This is a genomic window from Maribacter spongiicola, assembly GCF_004364165.1.
Classification (GTDB): Bacteria; Bacteroidota; Bacteroidia; order Flavobacteriales; family Flavobacteriaceae; genus Maribacter; species Maribacter spongiicola.
In genome coordinates this window covers 877,058-903,013 of record NZ_SOAY01000010.1, presented here as the reverse complement: position 1 = coordinate 903,013, position 25,956 = coordinate 877,058, and the positions used below count along the sequence as shown (strand labels likewise).

23 protein-coding genes and 1 tRNA gene are annotated in these 25,956 nt (G+C 35.4%); 12 read left to right on the top strand and 12 right to left on the bottom strand.

What is annotated here, in order from left to right; translation table 11 throughout:
- Positions 1-42: 42 nt before the first annotated feature.
- On the bottom strand, positions 43-2,673 hold the full coding sequence (locus CLV90_RS04385) for a DUF5916 domain-containing protein (protein WP_133686281.1): 2,631 nt from the start codon (positions 2,671-2,673) through the stop codon (positions 43-45).
- Positions 2,674-2,919: 246 nt separating this feature from the next.
- On the opposite strand from CLV90_RS04385, the gene rplM reads away from it, so the two are divergent.
- The 4 genes from rplM (at position 2,920) to tsf (ending at position 6,022) form a co-directional block, all read left to right on the top strand.
- A complete protein-coding gene (rplM, locus tag CLV90_RS04380; RefSeq protein ID WP_133686280.1) occupies positions 2,920-3,375 on the top strand; it encodes a 50S ribosomal protein L13 in 456 nt (151 codons plus the stop codon).
- 1 nt (position 3,376) lies between these two features.
- The gene (rpsI, locus tag CLV90_RS04375) at positions 3,377-3,763 is read left to right on the top strand and encodes a 30S ribosomal protein S9 (RefSeq protein ID WP_133686279.1); all 387 of its coding nucleotides are present in this window, start codon (positions 3,377-3,379) and stop codon (positions 3,761-3,763) included.
- A 236-nt stretch (positions 3,764-3,999) separates the two neighbouring features.
- The gene (gene rpsB, locus CLV90_RS04370; protein WP_133686278.1) at positions 4,000-5,130 is read left to right on the top strand and encodes a 30S ribosomal protein S2; all 1,131 of its coding nucleotides are present in this window, start codon (positions 4,000-4,002) and stop codon (positions 5,128-5,130) included.
- A gap of 67 nt (positions 5,131-5,197) precedes the next feature.
- The gene (gene tsf, locus CLV90_RS04365) at positions 5,198-6,022 is read left to right on the top strand and encodes a translation elongation factor Ts (RefSeq protein WP_133686277.1); all 825 of its coding nucleotides are present in this window, start codon (positions 5,198-5,200) and stop codon (positions 6,020-6,022) included.
- 83 nt (positions 6,023-6,105) lie between these two features.
- Here the strand turns inward: tsf and CLV90_RS04360 are convergent, their stop codons facing one another.
- Positions 6,106-7,977, bottom strand: a complete 1,872-nt coding sequence (locus CLV90_RS04360; RefSeq protein WP_133687017.1) for a M61 family metallopeptidase — start codon at positions 7,975-7,977, stop codon at positions 6,106-6,108.
- Positions 7,978-8,130: 153 nt separating this feature from the next.
- On the opposite strand from CLV90_RS04360, the gene pyrH reads away from it, so the two are divergent.
- From pyrH to CLV90_RS04330, 6 genes are all read left to right on the top strand, one after another.
- Entirely contained in the window at positions 8,131-8,838 is a 708-nt protein-coding gene (pyrH, locus tag CLV90_RS04355; RefSeq protein WP_133686276.1) for a UMP kinase, read from the top strand.
- Between the two features lie 45 nt (positions 8,839-8,883).
- The gene (frr, locus tag CLV90_RS04350) at positions 8,884-9,438 is read left to right on the top strand and encodes a ribosome recycling factor (RefSeq protein ID WP_133686275.1); all 555 of its coding nucleotides are present in this window, start codon (positions 8,884-8,886) and stop codon (positions 9,436-9,438) included.
- 131 nt (positions 9,439-9,569) lie between these two features.
- Complete coding sequence (locus CLV90_RS04345; protein ID WP_133686274.1) at positions 9,570-11,957, top strand: efflux RND transporter permease subunit; 2,388 nt, start codon at positions 9,570-9,572, stop codon at positions 11,955-11,957.
- Between the two features lie 93 nt (positions 11,958-12,050).
- On the top strand, positions 12,051-13,484 hold the full coding sequence (asnS, locus tag CLV90_RS04340) for an asparagine--tRNA ligase (RefSeq protein WP_133686273.1): 1,434 nt from the start codon (positions 12,051-12,053) through the stop codon (positions 13,482-13,484).
- A 38-nt stretch (positions 13,485-13,522) separates the two neighbouring features.
- A complete protein-coding gene (rpoN, locus tag CLV90_RS04335) occupies positions 13,523-14,980 on the top strand; it encodes an RNA polymerase factor sigma-54 (protein ID WP_133686272.1) in 1,458 nt (485 codons plus the stop codon).
- Positions 14,980-15,585 carry a hypothetical protein gene (locus CLV90_RS04330; RefSeq protein ID WP_133686271.1) on the top strand — a complete coding sequence of 202 codons (606 nt, stop codon included), beginning with the start codon at positions 14,980-14,982 and terminating at the stop codon, positions 15,583-15,585. The genes rpoN and CLV90_RS04330 overlap by 1 nt, the downstream gene beginning before the upstream one ends.
- Here CLV90_RS04330 and CLV90_RS04325 read toward each other — a convergent pair.
- From CLV90_RS04325 to CLV90_RS04290, 8 genes are all read right to left on the bottom strand, one after another.
- Positions 15,580-16,248: a porin family protein gene (locus CLV90_RS04325; RefSeq protein WP_133686270.1), complete on the bottom strand. Its 669-nt coding sequence runs from the start codon at positions 16,246-16,248 to the stop codon at positions 15,580-15,582. The genes CLV90_RS04330 and CLV90_RS04325 overlap by 6 nt on opposite strands.
- A gap of 77 nt (positions 16,249-16,325) precedes the next feature.
- Positions 16,326-16,808 carry an ExbD/TolR family protein gene (locus CLV90_RS04320; RefSeq protein WP_133686269.1) on the bottom strand — a complete coding sequence of 161 codons (483 nt, stop codon included), beginning with the start codon at positions 16,806-16,808 and terminating at the stop codon, positions 16,326-16,328.
- A gap of 22 nt (positions 16,809-16,830) precedes the next feature.
- Entirely contained in the window at positions 16,831-17,454 is a 624-nt protein-coding gene (locus CLV90_RS04315) for an ExbD/TolR family protein (protein ID WP_133686268.1), read from the bottom strand.
- A gap of 13 nt (positions 17,455-17,467) precedes the next feature.
- Positions 17,468-17,899, bottom strand: coding sequence for a hypothetical protein (locus CLV90_RS04310; protein WP_133686267.1), 432 nt, complete (start codon positions 17,897-17,899; stop codon positions 17,468-17,470).
- Positions 17,900-17,924: 25 nt separating this feature from the next.
- Positions 17,925-18,674 (bottom strand): MotA/TolQ/ExbB proton channel family protein, encoded by a 750-nt coding sequence (locus CLV90_RS04305; protein WP_036151807.1) that lies wholly within the window; start codon positions 18,672-18,674, stop codon positions 17,925-17,927.
- A gap of 77 nt (positions 18,675-18,751) precedes the next feature.
- Positions 18,752-18,839 (bottom strand) — tRNA-Ser (locus CLV90_RS04300).
- A gap of 71 nt (positions 18,840-18,910) precedes the next feature.
- Positions 18,911-19,936: an asparaginase gene (locus CLV90_RS04295; protein WP_133686266.1), complete on the bottom strand. Its 1,026-nt coding sequence runs from the start codon at positions 19,934-19,936 to the stop codon at positions 18,911-18,913.
- A 28-nt stretch (positions 19,937-19,964) separates the two neighbouring features.
- Positions 19,965-20,732 carry a TatD family hydrolase gene (locus tag CLV90_RS04290; protein WP_133686265.1) on the bottom strand — a complete coding sequence of 256 codons (768 nt, stop codon included), beginning with the start codon at positions 20,730-20,732 and terminating at the stop codon, positions 19,965-19,967.
- Between the two features lie 37 nt (positions 20,733-20,769).
- Between CLV90_RS04290 and CLV90_RS04285 the strand changes: the two genes are divergently transcribed.
- The gene (locus tag CLV90_RS04285) at positions 20,770-21,219 is read left to right on the top strand and encodes a retropepsin-like aspartic protease (protein WP_133686264.1); all 450 of its coding nucleotides are present in this window, start codon (positions 20,770-20,772) and stop codon (positions 21,217-21,219) included.
- A gap of 41 nt (positions 21,220-21,260) precedes the next feature.
- Here CLV90_RS04285 and odhB read toward each other — a convergent pair whose 3' ends face one another.
- Positions 21,261-22,490 (bottom strand): 2-oxoglutarate dehydrogenase complex dihydrolipoyllysine-residue succinyltransferase, encoded by a 1,230-nt coding sequence (gene odhB, locus CLV90_RS04280; protein ID WP_133686263.1) that lies wholly within the window; start codon positions 22,488-22,490, stop codon positions 21,261-21,263.
- A 24-nt stretch (positions 22,491-22,514) separates the two neighbouring features.
- Complete coding sequence (locus CLV90_RS04275) at positions 22,515-25,310, bottom strand: 2-oxoglutarate dehydrogenase E1 component (protein WP_133686262.1); 2,796 nt, start codon at positions 25,308-25,310, stop codon at positions 22,515-22,517.
- A gap of 117 nt (positions 25,311-25,427) precedes the next feature.
- Here CLV90_RS04275 and CLV90_RS04270 point away from each other — a divergent pair, with 117 nt between their 5' ends.
- Entirely contained in the window at positions 25,428-25,943 is a 516-nt protein-coding gene (locus CLV90_RS04270) for an alpha-ketoglutarate decarboxylase (protein ID WP_133686261.1), read from the top strand.
- The last annotated feature ends 13 nt before the right edge of the window (positions 25,944-25,956 follow it).

Here is a 25,956-nt window from a genome sequence, read left to right as displayed (position 1 = left end):
ATTTCATACCAATACAAACAGCTACCTAATAAAAACAAGTGCTTAAAGTATAAACCGATAGGTTGCTTTCAGCAAAAACGTATTATCTTTCTTCTGTCCTAAAATTTGTTGATCTAAATTTCCACCTAATGTTTCACTTGGGTTCCCTGCCCCTACTACACCTTGCGACCAAACCAAAAAGATTTCTGAACCAGGCACATATTCCCATCTAAGCACCAAATTTGATCTAAACTGAACATATGAAAAATCTGGATTCTCAATCTGATAATCTGTAGTTCCGTCAAAATCTTCATCTATTAAATAATTATCGTCAACCGTAGATTTTGTAATTTGATTTTCTGAATACATACTTACGCGATCAGCCAAACGCTCAGCAATAGGATTATTCACGAAATTAAAATCGGTATACGTACCTCTAGAAATAAATGGCTCACCGTAATACTGAATAGATAAATTCGGGTTTATACTATAATTAAAACGGATGGAAGTACTAAACGTCTTTTGATCAATATTACCGGTAATATATCTCGCATCGCCATTAAAACTAGTTTCGGTAACATACTGCGTCTTATTCGGATTCTCTTCAAATTCAGACGAAATAGACAAGTTGAAAGCATCGAAAGGTTGATAGTACAGCCTAAAAACATAACGCGCTAACGAGAAGTTACTTTCGGCTGCCTGGCTATTTACATAACCTAAGGTAAAACTCAATTTCTTTCTACTATCAGAACCGAAGAATATATATGCAAAATTCTCGTCTGACCAGCGCCATCGTGGTCCGCCACGAAGTACGGTATTAGAAAATATACGAGGCTTGTGGGCTGCACCAACTTCTGTCCACCAATTATTTTTATAATTTATAAAGCCTTCAAACTGATATTGTATTCTATTGTAATTACCTTCAAAATCATATGTAGAATACTGACTTAATTGCATATTAGCCCTTCTATAGAAATTAGTAGGTTTTATAAATAATCTACTTACAGATGCTGTTTGTTTGATTTCATCTGCCTGTCTTAAAAATCCGATATCGTTCAGTTCCAATTCTGGTGAGCGCCAAATGACCCCACCATCATACCTCCAATTTCCACCGCCAGCTTTACCTACTTCTAACTTTCCGCCTGTACCCGTAAGTGATGTTCTACTTTCATCAACAGAAACATGACCCGCATCTACTCTTTGAAATAAGTGAGTAATACTATTTTGTGTTCGTGCTATTGCTTCTTCGCTACCCATAACATGACTACCCACTATATTACCTTCAACATAATAATTTCTATTCTTCCAATTATGTTTAAAATCTAAACCACCAGTATATGCCCCACTTCTTAAAAAGTCAAGGTGATCAGGCAAATTTCTATTAGTGGCTGTGAATATTCCGCCTAAATAAGAATTTCTTTCATTGAAATCTTTTTGCACTCTACCCACAATATAGTTGGTTAAAGGCTCAACCAGTTCTAATCTTTTATTACCAGTTACATCTTCAATATCTGCAAACATTTTACCAGTAACACTTTCTAACAAACCTAAAGACCAGCCGTTTTTTGTCTTACCAGAAAATTTTGCGGCACCCAATATGGTAGAATTGGTAGGTTGATCCACAAACTCGTCTTGCGTAACATCCGCAAACCCTTGCGGACTGCGACCTATTCTTCTGCTATAAAAAACATTGTCGTTACCATCTGCAAACTCATAGTCGAATATATTTTTGTTCTCAATAAAGAAAGGTCTTCGTTCTTCGAAAAATATTTGAAATCCGTCTAATGCAATTGCACCTGGATCAGCATCTACTTGTCCGAAATCTGGATTGACCGTTAAATCTAGGGTCAAGTCATTCGTTAATCCTATTTTAGCATCTAACCCTGCATTGAGAATATAATCTTTACCATCTCTAAAAGGGTTGCCATCTTCAGAAGGATACTTATCGAACTGATTCACTAAAAACGGTTGAATCTCCAATTGTTTTTGCGGTTCAATATTCTTTAAACCGTTCAACCTACCAAATTCACTAACCCAACCAGGTGCTTCTAAAGAAATTGGTTGCCAAATAGAGCGTTCTTCTCCCCTAAAATATCTTCTGTGAATTTGGAGTCCCCATACCTGTTCTTTAGCAGCGCCAAACTTCAGTTGACTAAACGGAATTTTCATTTCCGCGGTCCATCCTTCTTCATCAATATTTGAAGCGGTATACCAAATTGGGTTCCAGCTGGCATCCCAAAAATCACCATTTTGAGAAACAAACTCATCACCCTTTACCCCTGCTGCCGAAACATTAAATGAAAAAGCCGTCCGTTTATCATTATAACTATCAATATTAATCTCTATCCAATCACCAGAAAAATTATCTCTACGAGCAAGTCTCTTTTCTATTTTATTAGGAATACTATCATAACAACGAATACCAACATAAAGAAACTTAGCGTCATAGGTGATTTTAAATTTTGTTCGTTGACTTGCTTTTTTACCATTATCTGGCTCAAAAACCGTAAAATCATCTTGCCAAGCCACGTTATCCCAACTAATCTCGGACAGAAGACCATCAATGGTAATTTCTTCCTCTAACGGAAGTTGCACGGTATTATATTCCCTTTGTACCTTTACAGAATCGTTTTGAGCAACTACTGCAGTCGTTATTAAAATAAATAAGATACTCTTGAATAAGCATTTACACATAATTGCAAGTTCTTTGGTTGATTGTTTTGATATTAGAAGAGACACTAAAGAATTGTAAATGTTACAGAAATAGTAATAAAACCGATAAGTTTAACAGTATCTCAATACCAGTAAAGTAGTTAGATTTCGCATTTATTGAAAAAATGTGAAAAAATAAGAAACAAGTATTTGCAATTCAACTTAATAATTGTAGATTTGCAGCCCCTTTCTAGGGATTGATTAAAATAATAGTTAAAAATAGCAGTAGTGGATACATTAAGTTATAAGACCGTTTCGGCCAACAGAACAACTGTCAACAAAGAGTGGTTATTGGTAGATGCCGAAGGAGAAACATTAGGACGCATGGCTTCTAAAGTCGCCTATTTGTTAAGAGGAAAGCACAAACCAAGTTTCACCCCTCACGTAGATTGTGGTGATAATGTTGTTATTATCAACGCAGAGAAAATTGTTCTTTCAGGAAACAAGTGGTCTGATAAAACCTACTTGAGATATACTGGCTACCCAGGTGGTCAACGTTATACTACCGTAAAACAATTATTAGATAAAAACCCAGAAGGAATTCTTGAAAAAGCAATCAAAGGTATGTTACCTAAGAACAGATTAGGTGCCGAGCTTTTCAGAAACCTAAAAGTTTACGCAGGTACAGCCCACGGTCAGGAAGCTCAAAAGCCTACTGTAGTTAATTTAAAAGATATTAAATAAGATGGAAGTAATTCATAAAATTGGTCGTAGAAAGACCGCTGTAGCGAGAGTTTATCTTTCTGATGGTAATGGTGACATCACTATTAACAATAAAGATTTAAGTGTATACTTTCCAACTGCAACACTTCAATACAAAGTAAAACAACCTTTCACATTAACTGAAAGCTTAGATACTTATGACGTAAAAGTAAATGTTTACGGTGGTGGTATTACTGGTCAAGCAGAAGCTATTCGTCTTGCTTTATCTAGAGCAATGTGTGAAATTGATGCTGAGAACAGAATTATCTTGAAGCCAGAAGGTCTTTTAACTAGAGATCCAAGAATGGTTGAACGTAAGAAATTCGGTCAGAAGAAAGCACGTAAAAAATTCCAATTCTCGAAACGTTAATTCGAGTTACAAGATTATCAGGCACCCTTTTTGGGTGCCTATTTTTATATTTTATCAAACTGGAAAATCCAGAGTATTAACAAGTTCATTGAAAGTCCTCTTGGGGACAATTAAAAATCCTTTAATCCCTTAAAATTAAAGGTAAGATTAGTTTAGCATCTAAATGGTGAAGGCTTTTGCACATGCAAATACCACTTTATCATTGCTAATTCATAAGAACGTAAACTAAATTTAAAATGGCGAGAGTCGAAGTAAAACAATTATTAGAAGCAGGTGTACATTTTGGTCACCTAACAAGAAAGTGGAATCCGAACATGGCTCCTTACATCTACATGGAGCGTAATGGTATTCACGTAATCAACCTTTACAAAACAGTTGCAAAATTAGACGAGACCAATGAGGCTCTTAGCAAAATTGCAGCATCAGGTAGAAAGATACTTTTCGTAGCTACCAAAAAACAAGCAAAAGATATCGTTGCTGAAAAAGCGGCAGCAGTAAACATGCCTTACATCACAGAAAGATGGCCAGGTGGTATGTTAACAAACTTCGTTACTATTCGTAAAGCTGTTAAGAAAATGGCTTCTATTGATCGTATGAAGAAAGATGGTACTTTCCTTACACTATCTAAAAAAGAAAGATTGCAAGTTGACCGTTTACGTGCAAAATTAGAAAAGAACTTAGGTTCTATCTCTGAAATGACTCGTTTACCAGGTGCATTGTTCATCGTTGATACAATGAGAGAGCACATTGCAGTAAAAGAAGCTCAAAAATTAAACATTCCTATTTTCGCAATGGTTGATACCAACTGTGACCCTAGAGATGTAGATTACCTTATACCTTCTAACGATGATGCTTCTAAGTCAATTGACATCATTATGACAGAAGTTACAAATGCAGTTGCTGAAGGTCTTGCTGAACGTAAGGCTGAAAAAGGAGATGCATCTGAAGGTAAATCTGAGAAAAAAGACAAAGCTCCGAAGAAAAAAGTTACTGCTGATAAGCCAGAACCTACTCCAGCAAAGGTTGATACAAAACCAGCACCAATGGTTGCTAATGTACCAAACGTTGAGGTAAATGTTGAAGCTACAAAAGAAGCTGTTGCTAAAGATGCAAAAGCTGACGATTTAACTAAGGTTGAGGGTATTGGTCCAAAAGCTGCTGAAGCATTAGTTGCTGCAGGTATTGCTACATTCGCTGACCTTTCTAAAGGAGATACTGATAAGATTAAAGAAATCTTAACTGAAGCAAGTTCTAGAATGTCACATTTAGATCCAACATCATGGCCAAAGCAAGCTAAAATGGCTGCAGATGGTAAATGGGACGAGCTTAAAGAGTGGCAAGACAACACCAAAGGTGGTGTAGAATAAGGTACTACAGTTTTAAAATAAATCTAAGAACAACCTCGTAAAACAGGTATACTAAAAGTAAAAAAAAATGGCAAAGATTACAGCCGCAGAAGTTAACAGATTAAGAAAGACTACTGGTGCAGGAATGATGGATTGCAAAAACGCATTAGTTGAGGCTGATGGCGATTTTGAAATCGCAATCGAAGTTCTTCGTAAAAAAGGTCAGAAAGTTGCAGCAAAAAGAGCCGACAGAGATTCTTCTGAAGGTGCAGCAATCGCAAAAGTAAATAGCGATAACACTAAAGGTGTTATTATTTCTTTGAACTGTGAAACAGATTTCGTTGCTAAAAACGAAACTTTTGTAACACTAGCTACAGAATTAGCCGACCTAGCAATCAACTTTGATTCTAAAGATGCATTCTTAGCTTCTGAATACAAAGGAATGACAGTTCAAGAAAAACTTACTGAACAAACTGGTGTTATTGGCGAGAAAATCGAAATAGGTGGTTATGAAACATTAAGCGCTCCTTTCGTTGGATCATACATTCACGCTGGAAATAAAATAGCTGTTCTAACAGGACTTTCAGCTGCCGTAGCCGGTGCTGATGAAGCTGCTAAAGATGTTTCTATGCAAGCTGCCGCAATGAACCCTGTAGCTTTAAACGAAGCTGGTGTAGACCAATCAATTATTGACAAAGAGATCGAAATTGCAAAAGATGTATTACGTCAAGAAGGTAAGCCAGAAGCAATGCTTGATAATATTGCTAAAGGTAAATTAAATCGTTTCTTTAAAGATAACACCTTGGTTAACCAAGATTTCATTAAAGACAGCAAACAAAGTGTTGCTCAATACGTAAAGTCAGTAGACTCTAGTTTAGAGGTTGTTGGTTTCAAAAGAGTTGCATTAGGTTAATTACAATTCAACTAACTCAATAAAAAACCGTCTTACTGTTAAAAGTAGACGGTTTTTTTATTGTTATAAATTAAAGAACAACTCTAATTCTTCAACCAGGCATTGCGCAAGGCTACCGCTTCTTCAGTAACACCTTCTAAAGTTACAATCTTCTTAACCTGCTTTACCGGTTGACCAACAGGTCCTGAAACAGAGATCATTTCACCATCTCTTTCAATAGTCATACTAATAACAGTTTCTGGAGTCCACCCAAAACTCTCTCCTATTATTGGACGAAGTGTTTCTAAATTAATTTGTTGTTCATTTATAGTTCTAAAAATATCACCTCTCTTTAATTTTAAATCATTAAAGAAAGAATTCAATTCAATATTCTCACGAATAAAAACGACACTATCATTTTGTACATCAACATCCATATATGGCACTTGACCATCAAAGAAGTAACCCGTAGGCTCCTCAACATCATTAATAACTAAACCCACCTTAACAAGAAAGGCATCATAATCAATAGGCGTAGTACCAATTACATGTTCCTTAAAAAACACATCAACTTCTGGATAGGTCATAGAAACGATTTCAGGTAACAAAGCTTCATCTTCAAAAGGAATATCAGTACCGTATTTTTTGGACAATTCTTTCATTAACCAAAGCATCCCTTTTTCACCATTACTTTTTTCTCTTAAAATGATATCAAGACACATATTAATCAAAGCGCCCTTCTCATAGACATTGGCATAATTAGGCTCATAAGGCTCTTCTAATATATTTTTGCTCATTACAGTAAAAGACATACTATCATCATAAAACTTAGAATTAGTGATTTTACCCAGCATACGCTCATAAAAATCTTTCTCAGAAATTAGACCTTGCTGAATCTGGAATAGGTTGGCGAAATATTCTGTAGTTCCCTCATACATCCATAAATGTTCAGACATTTTTGGATCGTTAAAATCAAAATATTGTATCTCTTTTGAATGCACCGAAAGCGGTGTTACAATATGAAAAAATTCGTGCGATACCACATCAACCATAGCTTGTTCAAGACGACCTACATCCATTGCTTCCGGCAACACAACAACAGTAGAAGTATGGTGCTCTAATGCACCGAAACCCTGAGCATCTGGTATATTAACATCAGATAGATACAATAATATGTTGTATTCTTTTGTACTATCAACATCACCCAAAAACTTTTTTTGCGCACCCATCATAGAAACCATTTTTTCCTTTAAATCAGCAGCCTTGTACACATTATTCGGAGAAAAAAGACTTAACGTAACCGTTATTCCATTAATCTCAAAAGTCTCTGTATTCGGCTTCGCATACATAATAGGGTTATCAATAACCTCAAAATAACGTTTAGCTACAAATCCATCCCATAGAGGATCTGCTTTTCTATTTGGTTCTTTAGAAAGTGTGGTTGTCGCAATTAGATCTGCAGGTTTTTTTATCAGAATTGAATAAGGCACTTCTTTAAATCCATCAAAATAACCAACGAAACCGTGTAGGTTAAGCATGAAATTACTACCAGCAGCAATATTTGTACCTGCAGGAGAAAATACTGCATCATCAATTTCATTCTCGGTATCATAAGTATCATTTACCCAATATAGAACTTTATTAAGTTGAGTACCATTGGAAATACTCCAAGAATTCTCATCAATTTTTGTAAACGGTAGTGGATTTCCGTTATAATCAAGAGCCTTAAAATCTTGAATATACTGTCCGTAATTATCAGAACTATAGGTTCCGGGCACTGTCTTCGGAATACTGAAAATAACAGTAGATGTGGCAAAAGCCCCAGGGTTCAAATCGACCTGAACTCTATCATCTATCACATTCACCAAATCTATAGCCGCAACAATCGGCGCATTCTCAACTGAAACTATAGCCTTACCTGCACCACAGGCACTTAAAATTAAAGCGATAGCTATAACTAATACATTTTTTTTTATAAAAAACTTCATATGAACGAATTTAAAAATAATGGTTACCAAAGATAGATAATATGTAACCACCCAAACTTAAAGAATTATATTTTGCTTGTTTAAAATTTGACCACGCCCATCAAATATTTTCATTATTTTTGGTGGCAAATTAATATTTAGATGCACTACAAAAGAATTCTTCTTAAATTAAGCGGTGAAGCCTTAATGGGCGAAAAGCAATACGGTATAGATTCTAACCGTCTAAACGAATATGCCGAAGAGATAAAAGAAGTAGTAGAGAAAGGAATTGAGGTTGCCATAGTAATTGGCGGCGGAAACATCTTTAGAGGATTATCCGGTGCAGCAACAGGTATGGACCGAGTACAAGGCGACCACATGGGTATGCTGGCTACCGTTATAAACGGATTAGCATTACAAAGTGCATTAGAAATGAACGGTGTACAAACAAGATTGCAATCTGCAATCAAAATAAACGAAGTTGCAGAGCCTTTTATTCGAAGACGTGCAATGAGGCATTTAGAAAAAGGTAGAGTAGTAATTTTTGGCGGTGGTACAGGCAACCCTTATTTCACTACAGATTCTGCAGCGGTTTTAAGAGCTATTGAGATTGAAGCTGATGTAATTCTGAAAGGTACTCGCGTTGATGGTATTTATACCGCAGACCCAGAAAAAGACAAAAGTGCAACGAAATTTGACACGATATCTTTTAAAGAAGTACTTACAAAAGGGCTAAAAGTTATGGATACTACGGCTTTTACTTTAAGTCAAGAAAACGAACTACCTATTGTAGTTTTTGATATGAACAAAAAAGGAAACTTACTGAAAATTGTTGACGGCCAAACTATTGGTACGACCGTAAACGTATAACTTTCGGTATAGTTTATGATATTGAGATAGCTATATACTTATTATATGAACGAAGAAGTACAATTTGTTTTAGACGCTACAAAAGAAGGCATGGATGCCGCTATAGCGCATTTAGAACGTGAATTTTTAAAAATTAGAGCCGGTAAAGCGAGCCCTGCAATGTTGTCATCTGTTATGGTTGACTATTATGGGTCACAAACACCATTATCTCAGGTCGCCAATGTGAATACCCCAGACGGTAGAACGATTTCTGTTCAACCATGGGAAAAGAACATGCTTCAAGAAATTGAAAAAGCGATTATGAATGCCAATCTAGGTTTCAACCCTATGAACAACGGCGATATGATCATCATCAACGTGCCACCACTGACAGAAGAACGCAGAATTCAACTTACAAAACAGGCAAAGGCAGAATCTGAACATGCAAAAGTTGGTGTGCGTAGTGCAAGACAAGATGCAAATAAAGAAATAAAAGATTTGGATATCTCTGAAGACCTTCAAAAGAATGCCACTGCAGATGTACAAGTTCTAACAGATGCTTTTACCAAAAAAATCGATGACTTTTTGATGAAAAAAGAAGCAGAGATTATGAAAATATAAGTATCTAAAGTCAAAAATACGTAAGTAAAGCTACCCTATTCGGTAGCTTTATTTTATTGTATAAAATTTAAACTTTTCAATTTAGGAACAGATGTAGCTAATAGTTACCTTTGAGTCCTGCAAAAACAGTTATGGTAGCTAAACTTACGAAAGGATTTTGGCCTAAAACGGCAAACATAATTCTCCGCAATAGAATCTTAATTTTACTATTGATTGCCGGTTTCACCATTTTCATGGGCTGGCAATGGCAATACATGCGATTTTCGAGCTCACAAACAAACTTACTACCAGACGACCACCCCGTAAATCAGCAATACCAAGATTTTCTTAGCAAATTTGGCGAAGAAGGTAACGCTGTAGTATTTGCCATACGTGATAGTGCCTTATTTACACCTGCAAATTTTAATCGTTGGAATAAGCTGAGCAAGCAACTTGCGGCTTTTCCTGAAGTAGAATTCGTTATTTCGACCGATAATCTTAAAGAATTGGTCAAGGACAATGAGTTACAACAGTTTAAAATGCGCCCCTTAATTAATGGAGAGCTAAAGTCTAAAAAAGAAATAGACAGCATTACCAACCATCTATTTAATGATATTCCATTTTACGATAATTTACTTTACAATAAGGAAAGTAAAACGATTAGAACCATAGTCAATTTAGACAAGGATATTGTTAACACCTCGGTTAGAAAAGATTTTATTCTACAGGACATAAATACATTAGTCAAAAAATTTGAAGAAGAGACCAATTTAGATGTTCACATATCTGGAATGCCTTATGTCAGAACCATGAACTCTCAAAATATTATTGATGAAATTGGTAAATTTATTCTTGCAGCACTTGGCGTGACCTCATTAATTTTCTTCTTTTTCTTTAGAAGTGTACGGGCAACATTCATTTCTATGTGTGTTGTGATTATTGGAGTAATGTGGGCTTTTGGTTTTCTTGGATTACTACAATACGAGATTACCGTACTCACTGCACTTATCCCACCGTTAATTATTGTTATCGGTATACCCAACTGTATATTTTTAATTAATAAATATCAGCAAGAAGTTAAAAAACATGGTAATCAAGCACTTTCATTACAACGTGTAATTTCTAAAATTGGGAATGCCACATTGATGACAAACATCACTACGGCTTCAGGTTTTGCTACATTTATTATTACCGATAGTACCCTTTTAAAAGAATTTGGTATTGTAGCCTCCATAAATATAATAGGCATTTTTGTGTTGTCGCTATTAATTATCCCAATTGTGTATAGCTTTATGCCGCTACCAAAAACAAAGCATTTAAAACATTTAAATAAAAAATGGATTGATGCCTTTGTACAGTGGATGGAGCGTATTGTTAGACATAGAAGAATTACGGTCTATATTGTTTCTATCTCATTATTAGTTATCAGTATTATTGGAATTTATCAAATAAGAATATCAGGCAGCCCTATTGAAGATATGCCGAAGAATGCTGAATTTTTTCATGACATACGTTTTTTTGAAAAAGAGTTCAAAGGGATTATGCCAGTAGAGATTGTAGTAGATACGAAATCTCCTAAAGGTGTTTTAAAGCCTGTAACCCTAAAGCGCATGAATCAACTTGGGGAAGTTATCGAAGAAATTCCTGAACTTTCAACTCCGGTATCTGTAGTGAATTTGGTAAAATACTCTAAACAGGCATTCTATAATGGAATTCCAAAATATTACCAACTACCTACCAGTCAAGAAAACACCTTTATTATGGATGTTGCCCGTAAATCGGGTGATAATGGAGATTTACTAAAAGCTTTTGTTGATAGCACTGGTCAAACTGCTAGAATGACCACCTTTATGCGAGATGTCAACACTAGCCGAATGGAAGAAATCGAACAGCGATTACTAGAGAATATTACGAAAATATTCCCTGCTGAACGATATAACGTTTATATGACCGGTAGCGCATTGTTATTCTTAAAAGGAACAAAGTATCTAGTTAAAAATCTGATTATGTCTCTTGCTTTAGCAATCGGACTAATTGCACTTTTTATGGCCTACTTGTTTCGATCGTTTAGAATGATTGTTATTTCTTTGATACCCAATTTATTGCCATTGGTCATTACTGCGGGTATTATGGGCTTTGTTGGCGTACCCATAAAACCATCTACCATATTAGTATTTAGTATCGCATTTGGCATTTCGGTCGATGACACCATACACTTTCTCGCAAAGTATAGGCAAGAACTCACCGCAAATAACTGGCGCATAGAAAAATCAGTATATAATGCCCTAAGAGAAACAGGGGTTAGTATGTTCTACACCTCTATCGTTTTATTTTTCGGTTTCTCTGTCTTTGTAATATCTAATTTTGGTGGTACGGTAGCTTTAGGCTCACTAGTTTCTGCAACACTGTTACTTGCGATGTTGGCCAACTTAATTTTATTACCATCATTACTTTTATCATTAGAAAAAAGTATTGCAAACAAGCAAACACTAAAAAAGCCGCAAATAGACATTTTACCACAAGATGAAAATAACAACTAATTAAAATCATTTTGCTTTGTTTATATAGCTTTATAAACTCATTATTTTTTAACAAAATCCTATCTTTGGGTCTTTAATTTTCAATTCAACATCATGCGTTTAGTTACAATAAAAGAATTACTAGCTAGTAAAAACTTACTACAAGAAATAACTATTAAAGGTTGGGTACGTACTTTTAGAAGCAACAGATTTATTGCTCTTAATGATGGTTCAACTTTAGGCACTATTCAATGTGTGGTTGATTTTGAAAATTTCGATGAAGAATTATTAAAGAAGGTAAACACAGGTGCCGCTCTAAAAGTTACGGGTACACTTGTTGAAAGTCAAGGACACGGACAATCTGTAGAAATTCAAGTTAGCGCCTTAGAAGTATTGGGTGTTGCAGATCCAGAAGAATATCCTATACAACCAAAAAAACACTCTTTAGAGTTCTTGAGAGAAAAGGCACATTTAAGAATTAGAACGAACACTTTCGCTGCAATTATGCGTGTTAGGTCTACCCTATCTTTTGCCATTCACAACTATTTCAGAGAAAACGGATTCAACTATTTTCATGCACCAATTATAACTGGATCTGATGCTGAAGGGGCCGGCGAAATGTTTCGCGTAACTACGTTAGATGAAAAAAATCCGCCATTGACAGAAGATGGTCATGTAAATTTTAAAGAAGATTTTTTCGGAAAAGAAACCAACTTAACGGTATCTGGTCAATTAGAAGCCGAAGCTTATGCAATGGCATTAGGTAAAGTTTATACATTTGGACCAACATTTAGAGCCGAAAACTCGAATACTTCTAGACATTTGGCTGAATTTTGGATGATTGAGCCAGAAATGGCATTCTTCGATTTAGATGCAAATATGGACCTTGCAGAAGACTTTATTAAAAACGTTATTTCATATACATTGACCCATTGTCAAGAAGATTTAGAGTTTTTAGAAAATAGATTATTGGACGAAGAGAAAAGTAAGCCACAGGCACAACGTAGCGATATGGCGTTGATTGAAAAATTAAAGTTCGTAGTAGACAACAACTTTAAAAGGGTAAGCTATACAGAGGCCATTGAAATTCTTAAAAATTGCAAGCCTAATAAAAAGAAGCAATTCACCTATCCTATTGAAGAATGGGGTACCGATTTACAAAGTGAGCATGAGCGCTACCTAGTAGAAAAACATTTTAAGTGTCCGGTAATCTTATTTGATTATCCAGCGAAAATTAAGGCTTTCTACATGCGTTTAAATGAAGATGGCAAAACCGTTAGAGCTATGGATATTTTATTTCCTGGTATTGGGGAAATCGTTGGTGGTTCTCAAAGAGAAGAACGCTTAGATGTTTTAAAAGAGAAAATCAAAGAATTGGGTATCGACGAAAAAGAATTATGGTGGTACTTAGATTTAAGAAAGTTCGGTACTGCAGAACATAGCGGGTTTGGACTAGGTTTTGAACGTTTGGTTCTTTTTGCAACTGGCATGGGTAATATTAGAGATGTAATTCCGTTTCCAAGAACACCACAGAATGCCGAATTCTAAGCGGATTTAGTTACTTTTACAAGTACTAGAATAAACTAATGCTAAAACAACACCTATCATTTAAATTATCTCAAAAGTTATCTCCACAGCAAATTCAATTGATGAAGCTGATTCAATTGCCTACGCAGGCATTTGAGCAACGTCTGAAACAAGAATTAGAGGAGAATCCGGCTTTAGAGACCGGTAAAGAGGACGTAGAAACTACTTCAGACGACTATGATGATGTTTACGATGATGCATCAGATAATGAAACCATCAATACCGAAGACATCAATATTGATGATTATTTAAGTGATGACGAAATTCCTGATTACCGCACCAAGGCAAACAACTACAGTTCAGATGATGAAGAAAAAAGCGTGCCTTATGCAGCAGGTATTTCTTTTAATCAGTATTTAATAAATCAACTGAACACGTTTTATCTTACCGATGATGAGTGGAATATAGCGGAGTTTCTTGTTGGCAGTGTAGACGAAAGTGGCTACATCCGTAGACCCATCACAGATATTATGGACGATTTGGCATTTACCCAAAACGTCTATACCGATGAAGCTACTATTACCAAAATACTATCTATCGTACAAGATTTGGATCCACCTGGGGTCGGAGCTAGAACTTTAGAAGAGTGTCTAATTATTCAATTAGAGCGCAAAGATATTACACCAAGTATAGAACTTGCAACCGAAATACTTAAGAAGTCTTTTGAACATTTTACCAAAAAACATTATCAAAAGTTAATTCAAAAACACAACATTACCGAAGCAGAATTAAAAAATGCCATCAGTGAAATAGAGAGACTGAATCCGAAACCAGGTGGCTCTTATTCTGGAAATAATAGAATGGTAGAACATGTTGTGCCCGATTTCGCAATAAGAATTACCGACGGTGAGCTAGAATTAACCTTGAATGGTAGAAATGCGCCAGAGCTACACGTGTCTAGAGAATATAGCAATATGCTTAAAGGCTACAAAGAAGCCAAAGACAAGTCTAAATCTCAAAAAGACACTGTAATGTTCATTAAGCAAAAGCTAGATGCTGCAAAGTGGTTTATAGATGCCATAAGACAACGCCAGCAAACGTTGTTCATTACAATGAACTCTATTATGCAATATCAAAAAGAATATTTTTTAACTGGTGATGAGCGTAATTTACGCCCAATGATCCTAAAAGATATAGCTGACGAAATAGGCATGGATGTTTCAACTGTTTCTAGGGTGGCAAATAGTAAATATGTAGATACACCTTACGGCACAAAGCTGATAAAAGAATATTTTTCCGAATCGATGAAAAACGAACAAGGTGAAGATGTCTCCACAAAAGAAATCAAGAAGATTTTAGAGACTGTTATCCAGAATGAGACAAAAAAGAAGCCACTTACCGATGATAAACTTGCAGCTATTTTAAAAGAAAAAGGATACCCTATTGCAAGAAGGACCGTAGCAAAGTATAGAGAGCAGTTAAATATACCGGTTGCACGTATGAGAAAAGAAATCTAATGAAGGTTTTCTCTAATTTCATATCTTATTTATTACATCCACTTTTTATGCCAATTGGCGGTACAGTGGCCTACTTTCTAATTACGCCAAAATATACGCCATTAGAAATACAAAGTGCCAGTATTTTACCCATCTTTATATTAACTGTTATTATACCCATTGTAACATTTTTAATATTAAAAAACTTGGGACTGGTACATTCCATCTCGTTAGAGACCGTTAAAGAAAGAAAATACCCTTTATATATACATGCTTCTATACTTCTACTGATCTTATATAAGGTTATTCCGAACAATTATGTAAGTGAGCTCTATTTTTACTTTACAGGGCTCTTAGGCGCCACTATTGCATGTATTTTACTTGTACTGTTAAATTTTAAAACTAGCTTACATGCAGTAGGGGTAAGCGGGCTACTTATGTACCTAATTAACCTAAGTATTCATTTTGAAATAAACCTTATAATTGCGATAAGCGTATTTATACTATTTACGGGAGGCATTATAAGTGCAAGATTGAACCTGAAGGCTCACACCCCAATAGAACTTGTTGTAGGGCTTTTTATTGGCATATTATCCCAGTTATTAACAGTTAGATTCTGGCTATAAGATGTAAAAAATGAGACCTATTCGTAAAGGTCTATATTGTAGAACTTCACCATTGACAGAAGCATTACCATTAAAGAGTTCGGTTAGTGCATAATAAGCATGTAAATTAAATGTATTATAACCAAAATTTAATGTAAGCCCATACTGAAACTTTGTAATATCAGTATTAGTAAAACCCTCGCTTATGGAATCTAAATCAAACTTTGATCTAGCACCTAATACATAAGCAGCTTTAATACCACCATATATTCTCCAAAATTTATATTCTTCAGCTGTAGAATTACGCCATCTAAATTCTAATGGAAACTCTAATAAATGCGTTTCTAACTTACTTCTCGTAATATCATTATTAATACTGTATGTAATTATGTCATTAGATATGTTCGAGACCAAATTCGAATAATAACTATTTAAAGCTAAACCAGCACCAATACCAATAGCATTAGTTCCGGTATTATTTAATGGGATATCTTTAATAACCCCAGCTTGTAGACCGTAAGATAAATTACGTTGATTAGCACCCTCGGGGTGATTCAGTATAAAGTTATAGGAAAGACCTAAGTAGAACTGATCTTCAAAATAACGGTCATCACTAATACTGTCATTTTCTACTTGAGCTTGAGACTGAAATACAATTAAAAAAAATAGAATTACAAAACGCATAAAGTAAAGTTAATGAAATAAAAAACGCTTCAAATAAATTTGAAGCGTTTTGAAAATGTAATATTCTACTTAACTAACTATTGTAGATTATTGAAAGCATCACCTTCATAGGTAGTATAATTTACCTTTAAAGCGTTTACTTTTCTTAACTCTTGTTTAATATCGGATATTAATCCCATATTAGCGTTCTTATCAACCTTAAGCGCTGTGGTCAATACATTTTGAATTTCTTGAGGCTTTTTAGCTCTTTCCATTAAAATATAATCACCGACTTCTGACGGACTAGCAAATTTATCGTTCAATTGAATCTTTGGTTCTGTACCAAATGTTTTCTCATATTCTTTAGTTGGCTTACCAACATAGATATAGATTACACGATCTTTCTTTTCCAATTTCTTTACTTCACTAGCGTTCGGAAGTACGTTTTCAACTTTCAAGGAACTATCTTTCATAACGGTTACCGTCATAAAGAAAAACAAAAGCATAAATACAATGTCAGGTAAGGAAGCTGTTGATACCGCTGGTACCTCTCCATCTTTTTTCTTTGCAAATTTTGACATAGTGTTACTTTTAATTTATTAATTATTCGCTTGAAGTTTCAGCTTCAGATAATTTTTGTGGAAACAACCCTTGTATTCTTGTCACTTTTTCTTTTAATTCTTCTTTTACAGAATCATCAGTTTCAGGATTTAAATACTCAGCTTCCATAGCAACGTAATCTTTACCGAATAAACGTTTTGCTTCTCTATTTCTAAGATCATTGTATGCACCTACCAATTCATTTTGAACTGTAATGTATGTACTATACTTTGTTTCACGATCATTCTTCAAAGAGATAATTGCTTTCGTCGGATTATCCGAAGATTCAGCATTACGTTTTCCTTTACAGTAATTACAGTAATCCGGACTTCCTGATGGTGCTCCACCGTTGTCTAAAAACGCCATTGCTTTTTCACGCAATTTATCTATTGAAAGAATCTCATCTTCCACCAACAATTGACCATTTCGGTTAATATTAACCGTAAAAATGTTTTTTTGTTTAATAATTGGTGGTGCTTCCGTTGGTGGCTCCATTGGCGGTAACATACGATCCAATCCTGCATCTGTTTCAATAGTAGTAGTTACCAAGAAAAAGATAAGTAAAAGGAAAGCTATGTCTGCCATTGAACCCGCACTAACTTCTGGTGCTCCTGCTCTTCTAGCCATAGTTTTCTATTTTTTATTTACTAAACATATTTTTAACAGATGGTATAACTAAAGATAACACAGCGATTATAGTAAGAATGAAAAATACATTCAATCCCATACCTATATTCTTTATTGTACCCTCATCTGACATAGCTGCAAACTCTGGATCAACATCCGTTCCACTAGCTAATACATAAGAAACTCCTACTACCAATAAAAAACCACCTACAACAAACAAAGTCTTCTTAAGTCCTTGTGGATTTGAAAAAAGGTTTTTTAGAGTAAACACCAAACTAACCACAACAGCTATACCTAATAAAAGATATGTAATGATAAACATAGTGTTCATAGCTCCACTCTGAGCAGCTTCTGCTGCCGGCATATCTGAACTTGGTAACAAGTACCAAAGTACTGCACTTAATACACCTATAGCAATTAATGCTATTTTAATAATTTTTTGCATAATTTTTAGGTATTAAAAGTGAAACTTATTTTTTGTGATCAACCAACATATCGATTAAAGTAATCGAAGAGTCTTCCATATCATTAACAATGCTATCAATTTTAGCGATAATGTAGTTATAGAAAATTTGAAGGATAATAGCCGTAATAAGACCAAATACAGTTGTTAATAATGCAACCTGAATATCACCTGCAATAAGAGATGCACTTAAGTTACCAACAGCTGCAATCTTCTGGAAGGCTTGAATCATACCGATTACCGTACCCATGAAACCAAGCATTGGTGCAATTGCGATAAATAAAGACAACCAAGAAACGTTTTTCTCTAATTGACCCATTTGAACACCACCGTAAGAAACAACCGCTTTTTCAGCAGATTCAATGCTCTCACCAGCTCTATCCAAACCTTGATAGTATATAGAAGCAACAGGACCTTTTGTATTTCTACAAACCTCTTTAGCAGCTTCAACACCACCAGATGCCAATGCGTCTTCAACTTGTTGTTTCAACTTGGCAGAATTAGTACTAGCCATGTTCAAATAAATAATTCTTTCAATAGCAACTGCCAAACCAAGGATCAAACATAAAAGAACGATACCCATGAAACCGGCACCACCTGTAATAAACATTTCTTTTAAAACTTGAGTAAAGCCTTTTTCAGCTTCTGCTCCTCCTTCTTGAACTAGCAAAGCTACTGCTGCTACTTTTGCACTTACAATATTTGTACCTGCTACAAATGCCCCAGCGACTGCTAGGCTTGGGAATAATTTTTTCATTTTTTCAAACTTAAATTAGTTAGTTAATAGGGTTAAAGATAAAAAAAAAACAATATAAAAAAAGTAAAATTTACTTGCAGAGAGGAAGGGATTCGAACCCTCGATACCCTTTTGGGGTATACACACTTTCCAGGCGTGCGCCTTCGACCACTCGGCCACCTCTCTAAGATACCTTTTTTAAGGGTGGGCAAATAACAAAAAAAATATTGGTTTAAGAAATTAAAGCACTGTTAAATTTAAAGCATCTCTCCGCGCAAAGATGTTTCAAAAACAGTTTTAAACAAGTCATGAGAGACACCACTGCCCAATAAGTACATTGCCTTTGTAATGGCAGCCTCAGTTGTAATATCCTTACCATTAATCACTTGCATTTTCTTAAGTCTTGAACTTGTTTCATAGTGCCCCATCATAACGGCACCACCAGAACACTGAGTTACATTAATAATATGCAAACCTTTATTTATGGCATTATTTAATTTCTCTAAAAACCATTCTTCCATCGGCGCATTTCCTGAACCATACGTCTCCAAAACGAGCGCTTTTAAATTTTCAGCTTGCAAAATTGCATCAATAACATTTTTGTTAATTCCCGGAAATATTTTCAAAATAGCCACATTATCATCCATATTACGATGAGATTTTAACGTTAATTTTCTTTTTTGAGGCAATAAATACTCCTTAAAAATTGTCAAATGCACTCCAGATTCAATCAAATGAGGGTAATTTAAAGAGGCAAAAGCTTGAAAATGCTCTGCATTTATCTTCGTAGTTCTATTACCACGATACAATTTATATTCAAAATAAAGTCCGACTTCTTGTATAACCGGCTTACCTTTTTTATGCAAAGCAGCAATTTGTATGGCAGTTATTAAATTTTCTTTGGCATCGGTTCTTAAATCTCCAATCGGCAATTGTGAACCTGTCAGTATAACAGGTTTTGAAAGGTTTTCAAGTAAAAAACTTAATGCAGAAGCGGTATAACTCATAGTATCACTACCATGTAATACTACAAAACCATCATACTCGTTATATTTCTCTGCAATAATATCAGCTATTGTCACCCAATGCGTAGGGTTCATATTCGATGAATCAATAGGGTGATCAAAAGAAAAACTAGAAATGGTACAGTCTAACTGATTAAGTTCTGGAATATTCTTCACCAATTGCGAAAAATCAAAGGCTTTTAGAGCACCAGAGGTATAATCTTTCATCATACCTATAGTACCACCTGTATAAATCAATAAAATATTTCTTTTCTCCATAACCAAAACTCTGCCTTTTAGTTGATTATTAAATTCCGAAAACTTCTTTAGAGTTCTTCGTAGTTTCTAAAGCTATTTGTGCATTGGGTACACCGTGAATGTCCGCCAGTTTCTCAAGCACATTAACTATATAAGCACTTTCGTTTCTCTTACCTCTATAGGGCGTAGGCGCTAAATAAGGAGAATCGGTCTCTAACACAATATGTTTTAGATCAATTTCTTTTAAAAAAGTATCTATTTTACCGTTTTTAAATGTCACTACACCACCTATACCCAACTTCATATTATATGATATTGCCTTTTTGGCCTGTTCATATGTACCGGTAAAGCAATGAAAAATTCCTCTTAAATCATCTCCTTTCTCCTCCTCTAGTATTTCAAAAACCTCATCAAAAGCATCTCGACAATGAATAACGATAGGCAATTTATGCTCCTTCGCTATTTGTATTTGCTTTCTAAAAGCAATTTGCTGCTCTTTTAAGTACTTCTTTTCCCAATACAGATCAATTCCTATCTCCCCAATCGCATAATAGGTATGCTTACCCAACATTTCTTCAACATGCGCTATCTCTTCCTCAAAATTTTCTTTCACATGCGTGGGATGCAAGCCTGCCATTAAGAACATATGACCCGGAAATTCTTTTTCTAAAGCCAACATACGTTCTGTATAGGTAGCATCTATAGCAGGAATAAAAAATCGTTCTACTCCCAAATCAATGGCATTTTGTATTGCTTCTTTTCGGTCATCATCAAAAGCTTCACTATATAAATGTGTATGCGTATCGGTTATTATCATGCCGCAAAAATAGGCTTATCTTTGAAAAAAATGAATTATGAGTACCCTCAAAAAATATTTGAAGGATAAAGATTACGTGCGCATACCTTTAGTTTTGACTGCTACCGACCATTTTGAAATATATGCAGAGATAAATTCTGTACCTGGCCGATTTATTTTGGACACCGGAGCCTCTAACACCTGTATTGGCATGGACCGCATTGACCAATTTAAACTAATTTCTGAAGAATCTATCATTAAAGCTGCAGGTGCAGGCGCTACCAACATGGAAACGTTGGTTTCTAAAAAGAATACTATTGATTTAAACTCTTGGAGATATAAGAAACTAGAGATTGTGCTTTTCGACTTAAAGCACGTTAATGAAGCGCTAACCGCGCATAATGCAGAACCGGTAGACGGAATTATAGGAGCTGATATTCTTAAAAAATCGAAGGCAATTATAGATTACAATAAAAAGTGTATCTATTTAAAAAAGAAAAAGCGTTGAGATTACCCAACGCTTTTTACTTATATCAAATTTTAGAAAATTTACATTTCTAAAGCTTTCTTTACGTTATTATCCATCAACAATTCTTCTGGATTTTCTAAAGCTTCTTTGATTGCTACTAAGAAACCAACAGATTCTTTACCATCAATAATTCGGTGATCATAGGAAACTGCAACATACATTATAGGTGCGATTGCAATAGCTCCATCGCGAGCAATTGGTCTTTCAACAATATTATGCATACCTAAAATAGCACTCTGAGGCGGATTGATAATTGGTGTAGACAACATAGAACCGAATACACCACCATTGGTAATAGTAAAAGTACCACCTGTCATTTCATCAACAGTAATTTCACCTTCACGTGCTCTGATCGCCAATCTTTTCACCTCAGCTTCAACACCTCTAAATGTCAAATTTTCAGCGTTACGAATAACGGGTACCATTAATCCTTTTGGTCCAGAAACCGCGATACTAATATCACAGAAATCATAAGAAACCATTTCTTTACCGTCAATCATAGAATTAACAGCAGGGTACATCTCTAAAGCTCTAACCACTGCCTTTGTAAAGAAGGACATAAAGCCAAGACCTACACCGTGCTTATTCTTGAAATCATCTTTGTACTTATTTCTAAGTGCGAAAATGGCACTCATATCAACCTCGTTAAAAGTGGTCAACATTGCCGTTTCGTTCTTTGCAGAAACTAATCTTTCAGCAACTTTTCTGCGCAACATCGATAATTTTGAGCGAGACTCACCACGATTACCACCGGTTGGGGACCCCATTGAAGGCACAGCACTTACCGCATCTTCTTTGGTAATTCTACCGTCACGACCAGAACCAGAAACAGATTTACTATCTACTCCTTTTTCATCCAATATTTTCTTTGCAGCTGGCGAAGGTACACCAGACGCATACGTTTCTTTCGCTTTTTCAGGCTGTGGCGCTTTTTCCGCAACAACTTCCTTTTTGGCGCTTGCAGCTTCTTCTTTAGCAGCAGCTGGCGCATCATCAGACCCACCTGGTTTAGCTGCACTAGTATCAATTAAACACACTACGGCACCTACCGCGACGGCATCGCCTACTTCTGCTTTCAATGTTATAATACCACTAGCTTCCGCAGGTAATTCTAAAGTAGCTTTATCTGAATCTACTTCGGCAATTGCCTGATCTTTTTCTACATAATCCCCATCTTCAACTAACCATTCCGCTATCTCTACCTCTGTGATAGACTCTCCCGGCGATGGGACCTTCATTTCTAGAATCATTCTTTCTATAATTTGATATGTTATTTAATTTTTTGGTTTGGACATATTGTCCTTTGTTTTATCAAAGACGTAATCGATAACTTGTTGATGACGTGCCTTAGATCGCACAGAACTACCAGCTGCTGGTGCCGCATAAAAACGTCTAGATGCAACCCTGAATTTTTGAATTTCACTAAAATGCATCAACATATGACTCCAAGCACCCATATTTCTAGGTTCTTCCTGTGCCCATACAATATCATCTGCATTTTTATATTTCGCCATTGCGGCCTTCATTTTCTCTTCAGGCACCGGAAATAATTGTTCTACTCTAACAAGGGCAACATCATCTCTTTTTTCCTCTTCTTGAACGGCTAAAAGATCATAATAGAATTTACCTGTACAGAATACTAAACTTTTTACTTTTTTAGGATCTGCAGTTTCATCATCTATCACTTCTTGAAAACTACCATTAGTTAAATCTGATATTTTAGATACAGCCTTTGGGTGTCTTAATAAACTCTTCGGTGTAAAAATGATTAATGGCTTTCTAAAATTAGCCTTCATTTGTCTACGAAGAATATGAAACATTTGTGAAGGTGTGGTTACATCTGCGATGTACATATTATCTTTTGCACATAATTGTAAGTAACGCTCCATTCTAGCAGAAGAGTGCTCAGCACCTTGACCTTCATAACCATGTGGCAATAACATTACCAATCCGTTTTGAAGCTTCCATTTATCTTCGGCTGCTGAAATATATTGGTCGATCATAATTTGTGCTCCATTACTGAAATCGCCAAATTGTGCTTCCCAAATAGTTAAGGTATTAGGGCTCGCCATAGCATAACCATAATCGAAACCAACAACACCATATTCTGATAAAAGTGAGTTGTAGATTTGAAATTTTGCTTGTTTTTCAGATAACTGATTCAACAAAATAACCTCTTCTTCACTTTCTTCAACTTTCATTACTGCATGACGGTGAGAGAAAGTACCACGTTCCACATCTTGTCCAGACATACGAACTGCAAAACCTTCTTCCAATAAGGTACCATATGCCAAAAGCTCTCCCATTGCCCAGTCAAGATTATCGGCTTCAAAATACATATTGTAGCGATCATTGACCAGTTTTTCAACTTTGCGTAAAAACTTTTTACCCTTAGGCAAGGCAGTTATTACTTTGGCAATTTTATCTAATTTGGCTTTAGTAAATGTGGTATTTACTGGCTCCATCATTTCCCACTCACGAACATTGTCAAAACCTTTCCATTCATCTGCCATGAATGGGGTAATTACGGTTTTATCTTCTTTTCGCGAATCTTCTAATTTCTCTTCAAGCGAGTCTTTATACTGTTTTTCTAGTAGCGCAACATACGTGTCATCAATAACACCTTCTTTGATCAACCTTTCAGCATAAATATCTCTTGGGTTCTTGTGCTTGGCGATAGCCTTGTACAATTTAGGCTGCGTAAATCTAGGCTCATCGCCTTCATTATGACCATATTTTCTATAACCTAACAAGTCAATAAATACATCGCTAGAAAAACGCATTCTATATTCTAAAGCAAAAAGTGATGCATGCACTACTGCCTCCGCATCATCTGCATTTACATGTAATACCGGACTCAACGTCACCTTGGCAACATCTGTACAATAGGTAGATGTTCTTGCATCTAAATAGTTTGTCGTAAAGCCTATTTGATTGTTTACCACTATATGTATGGTACCGCCAGTTCTATAACCATCAAGACCAGCCATCTGTACAAGTTCATATACCAAGCCTTGACCAGCAATAGCTGCATCTCCATGTACTACTATAGGTAATACTTTTGAAAAATCATCTTGATAATGAGCATCTTGCTTTGCTCTTGCAATACCTTCAACCACTGCACCTACCGTCTCTAAATGAGAAGGATTGGGAGCGATATTCATTTTAATCTTATTACCGTTATCAGACTTTCTATCTGAGGTCCAACCTAAGTGATATTTAACGTCACCGTCAAAAATCTCTTGTTCGTAATCTTTACCGTCGAACTCACTAAATATGTCTTTCGCAGATTTACCGAATATATTCGTAAGTACATTTAATCTACCACGGTGAGCCATACCCATAACAAATTGCTTAACGCCCATTTCTGCTGCGCGTTCAACAATTACGTCTAAAGCCGGAATCAACGACTCGTTACCTTCCAAAGAAAACCTTTTTTGACCCACATACTTAGTATGTAGAAAAGATTCAAAAGAGATCGCATGATTTAACTTCTTAAGAATATGTTTTTTTCTGTCAGCCTCAAAGTTCGGATGATTATCGTTGACATTGATCCAATCTTGAATCCATTTAACACGTTCTGGCTTTCGAATAAACATATATTCTACACCAATAGCATCGCAATAGATACTTTGTAAATGTCTAACAATTTCCTTAAGAGAACTTGGTCCTATACCAATTATATCACCAGCATTAAATACTGTTTCAAGATCAGACATTAAAAGTCCGAAATTTTCAATTTCTAATGAAGGCTCATAATGTCTTCGCTCACGTACCGGATTTGTTTTCGTAAATAAGTGTCCTCGGCTTCTATACCCGTCAATTAAACGAATTACCTGAAACTCTTTCTGCAGAGATTCTGGCATTTCACTTTTATTGCCGTTTACTAAAACTGTAGTTCGATTCTCATCAATTTCAAGTTCATCTAATGAACTTTCCATACCAAAATCGAATCCTTGAAAAAAGGCTCTCCAACTTGGCTCTACACTATCCGGATTCACTAAATACTTATCGTATAACTCTGAAAAAAAAGAGGTATGAGCGGTATTTAAAAAGGAATATTTATCCATGAATTACTTTCTGTATCTTTAGAATAAATTTCTAGCAAAAATACAACATTTACAATATCTAACGATAGAATGCCATGTATTATTGAAAAAAATGAAACTTTAAAACAAAATTATCATATGAGCTTAAAAAAACTAATACTAACAGGGATAGCAACACTTACCGCTACACTTTTATTCGCTCAATCTTCAACTAATGCTTCTGATTTTTGGAATAACGTAAGATTTGGCGGAAGTATTGGCTTAGGTTTCACAAATAATGGATTCAATGGCTCTATTTCGCCTAGCGCTATCTATCAATTTAATGAGAAATTTGCTACAGGCGCAAGTTTAAGTCTGAATTATGCAAAATTTGATGATGATAAATTTTTAGCATACGGTGGCAGTGTACTTTCCCTTTATAACCCCATAACACAAATTCAATTATCAGCCGAATTTGAACAACTTAGAATTAATAGAACTCTTGCCACCCAGACTATTAATATCGAAGACAATTATTGGTTACCTGCATTTTTTATAGGGGCGGGTTATAGCACTAGAAATTTAACCGTTGGTCTACGGTACGACCTACTGTATAATGACAACAAAAGTATTTATGGTAATTCAATAATGCCATTTGTACGTGTCTATTTCTAAATTTTATTACCTT

Coding starts and splice junctions, on each gene's coding strand:
- CLV90_RS04385 (WP_133686281.1), bottom strand. CDS start 2,673: ATGTGTAAATGCTTATTCAAGAGTATCTTATTTATTTTAATAACGACT.
- rpsI (WP_133686279.1), top strand. CDS start 3,377: ATGGAAGTAATTCATAAAATTGGTCGTAGAAAGACCGCTGTAGCGAGA.
- rpsB (WP_133686278.1), top strand. CDS start 4,000: ATGGCGAGAGTCGAAGTAAAACAATTATTAGAAGCAGGTGTACATTTT.
- tsf (WP_133686277.1), top strand. CDS start 5,198: ATGGCAAAGATTACAGCCGCAGAAGTTAACAGATTAAGAAAGACTACT.
- pyrH (WP_133686276.1), top strand. CDS start 8,131: ATGCACTACAAAAGAATTCTTCTTAAATTAAGCGGTGAAGCCTTAATG.
- frr (WP_133686275.1), top strand. CDS start 8,884: ATGAACGAAGAAGTACAATTTGTTTTAGACGCTACAAAAGAAGGCATG.
- CLV90_RS04345 (WP_133686274.1), top strand. CDS start 9,570: ATGGTAGCTAAACTTACGAAAGGATTTTGGCCTAAAACGGCAAACATA.
- asnS (WP_133686273.1), top strand. CDS start 12,051: ATGCGTTTAGTTACAATAAAAGAATTACTAGCTAGTAAAAACTTACTA.
- rpoN (WP_133686272.1), top strand. CDS start 13,523: ATGCTAAAACAACACCTATCATTTAAATTATCTCAAAAGTTATCTCCA.
- CLV90_RS04330 (WP_133686271.1), top strand. CDS start 14,980: ATGAAGGTTTTCTCTAATTTCATATCTTATTTATTACATCCACTTTTT.
- CLV90_RS04325 (WP_133686270.1), bottom strand. CDS start 16,248: ATGCGTTTTGTAATTCTATTTTTTTTAATTGTATTTCAGTCTCAAGCT.
- CLV90_RS04320 (WP_133686269.1), bottom strand. CDS start 16,808: ATGTCAAAATTTGCAAAGAAAAAAGATGGAGAGGTACCAGCGGTATCA.
- CLV90_RS04315 (WP_133686268.1), bottom strand. CDS start 17,454: ATGGCTAGAAGAGCAGGAGCACCAGAAGTTAGTGCGGGTTCAATGGCA.
- CLV90_RS04310 (WP_133686267.1), bottom strand. CDS start 17,899: ATGCAAAAAATTATTAAAATAGCATTAATTGCTATAGGTGTATTAAGT.
- CLV90_RS04305 (WP_036151807.1), bottom strand. CDS start 18,674: ATGAAAAAATTATTCCCAAGCCTAGCAGTCGCTGGGGCATTTGTAGCA.
- CLV90_RS04295 (WP_133686266.1), bottom strand. CDS start 19,936: ATGGAGAAAAGAAATATTTTATTGATTTATACAGGTGGTACTATAGGT.
- CLV90_RS04290 (WP_133686265.1), bottom strand. CDS start 20,732: ATGATAATAACCGATACGCATACACATTTATATAGTGAAGCTTTTGAT.
- CLV90_RS04285 (WP_133686264.1), top strand. CDS start 20,770: ATGAGTACCCTCAAAAAATATTTGAAGGATAAAGATTACGTGCGCATA.
- odhB (WP_133686263.1), bottom strand. CDS start 22,490: ATGATTCTAGAAATGAAGGTCCCATCGCCGGGAGAGTCTATCACAGAG.
- CLV90_RS04275 (WP_133686262.1), bottom strand. CDS start 25,310: ATGGATAAATATTCCTTTTTAAATACCGCTCATACCTCTTTTTTTTCA.
- CLV90_RS04270 (WP_133686261.1), top strand. CDS start 25,428: ATGAGCTTAAAAAAACTAATACTAACAGGGATAGCAACACTTACCGCT.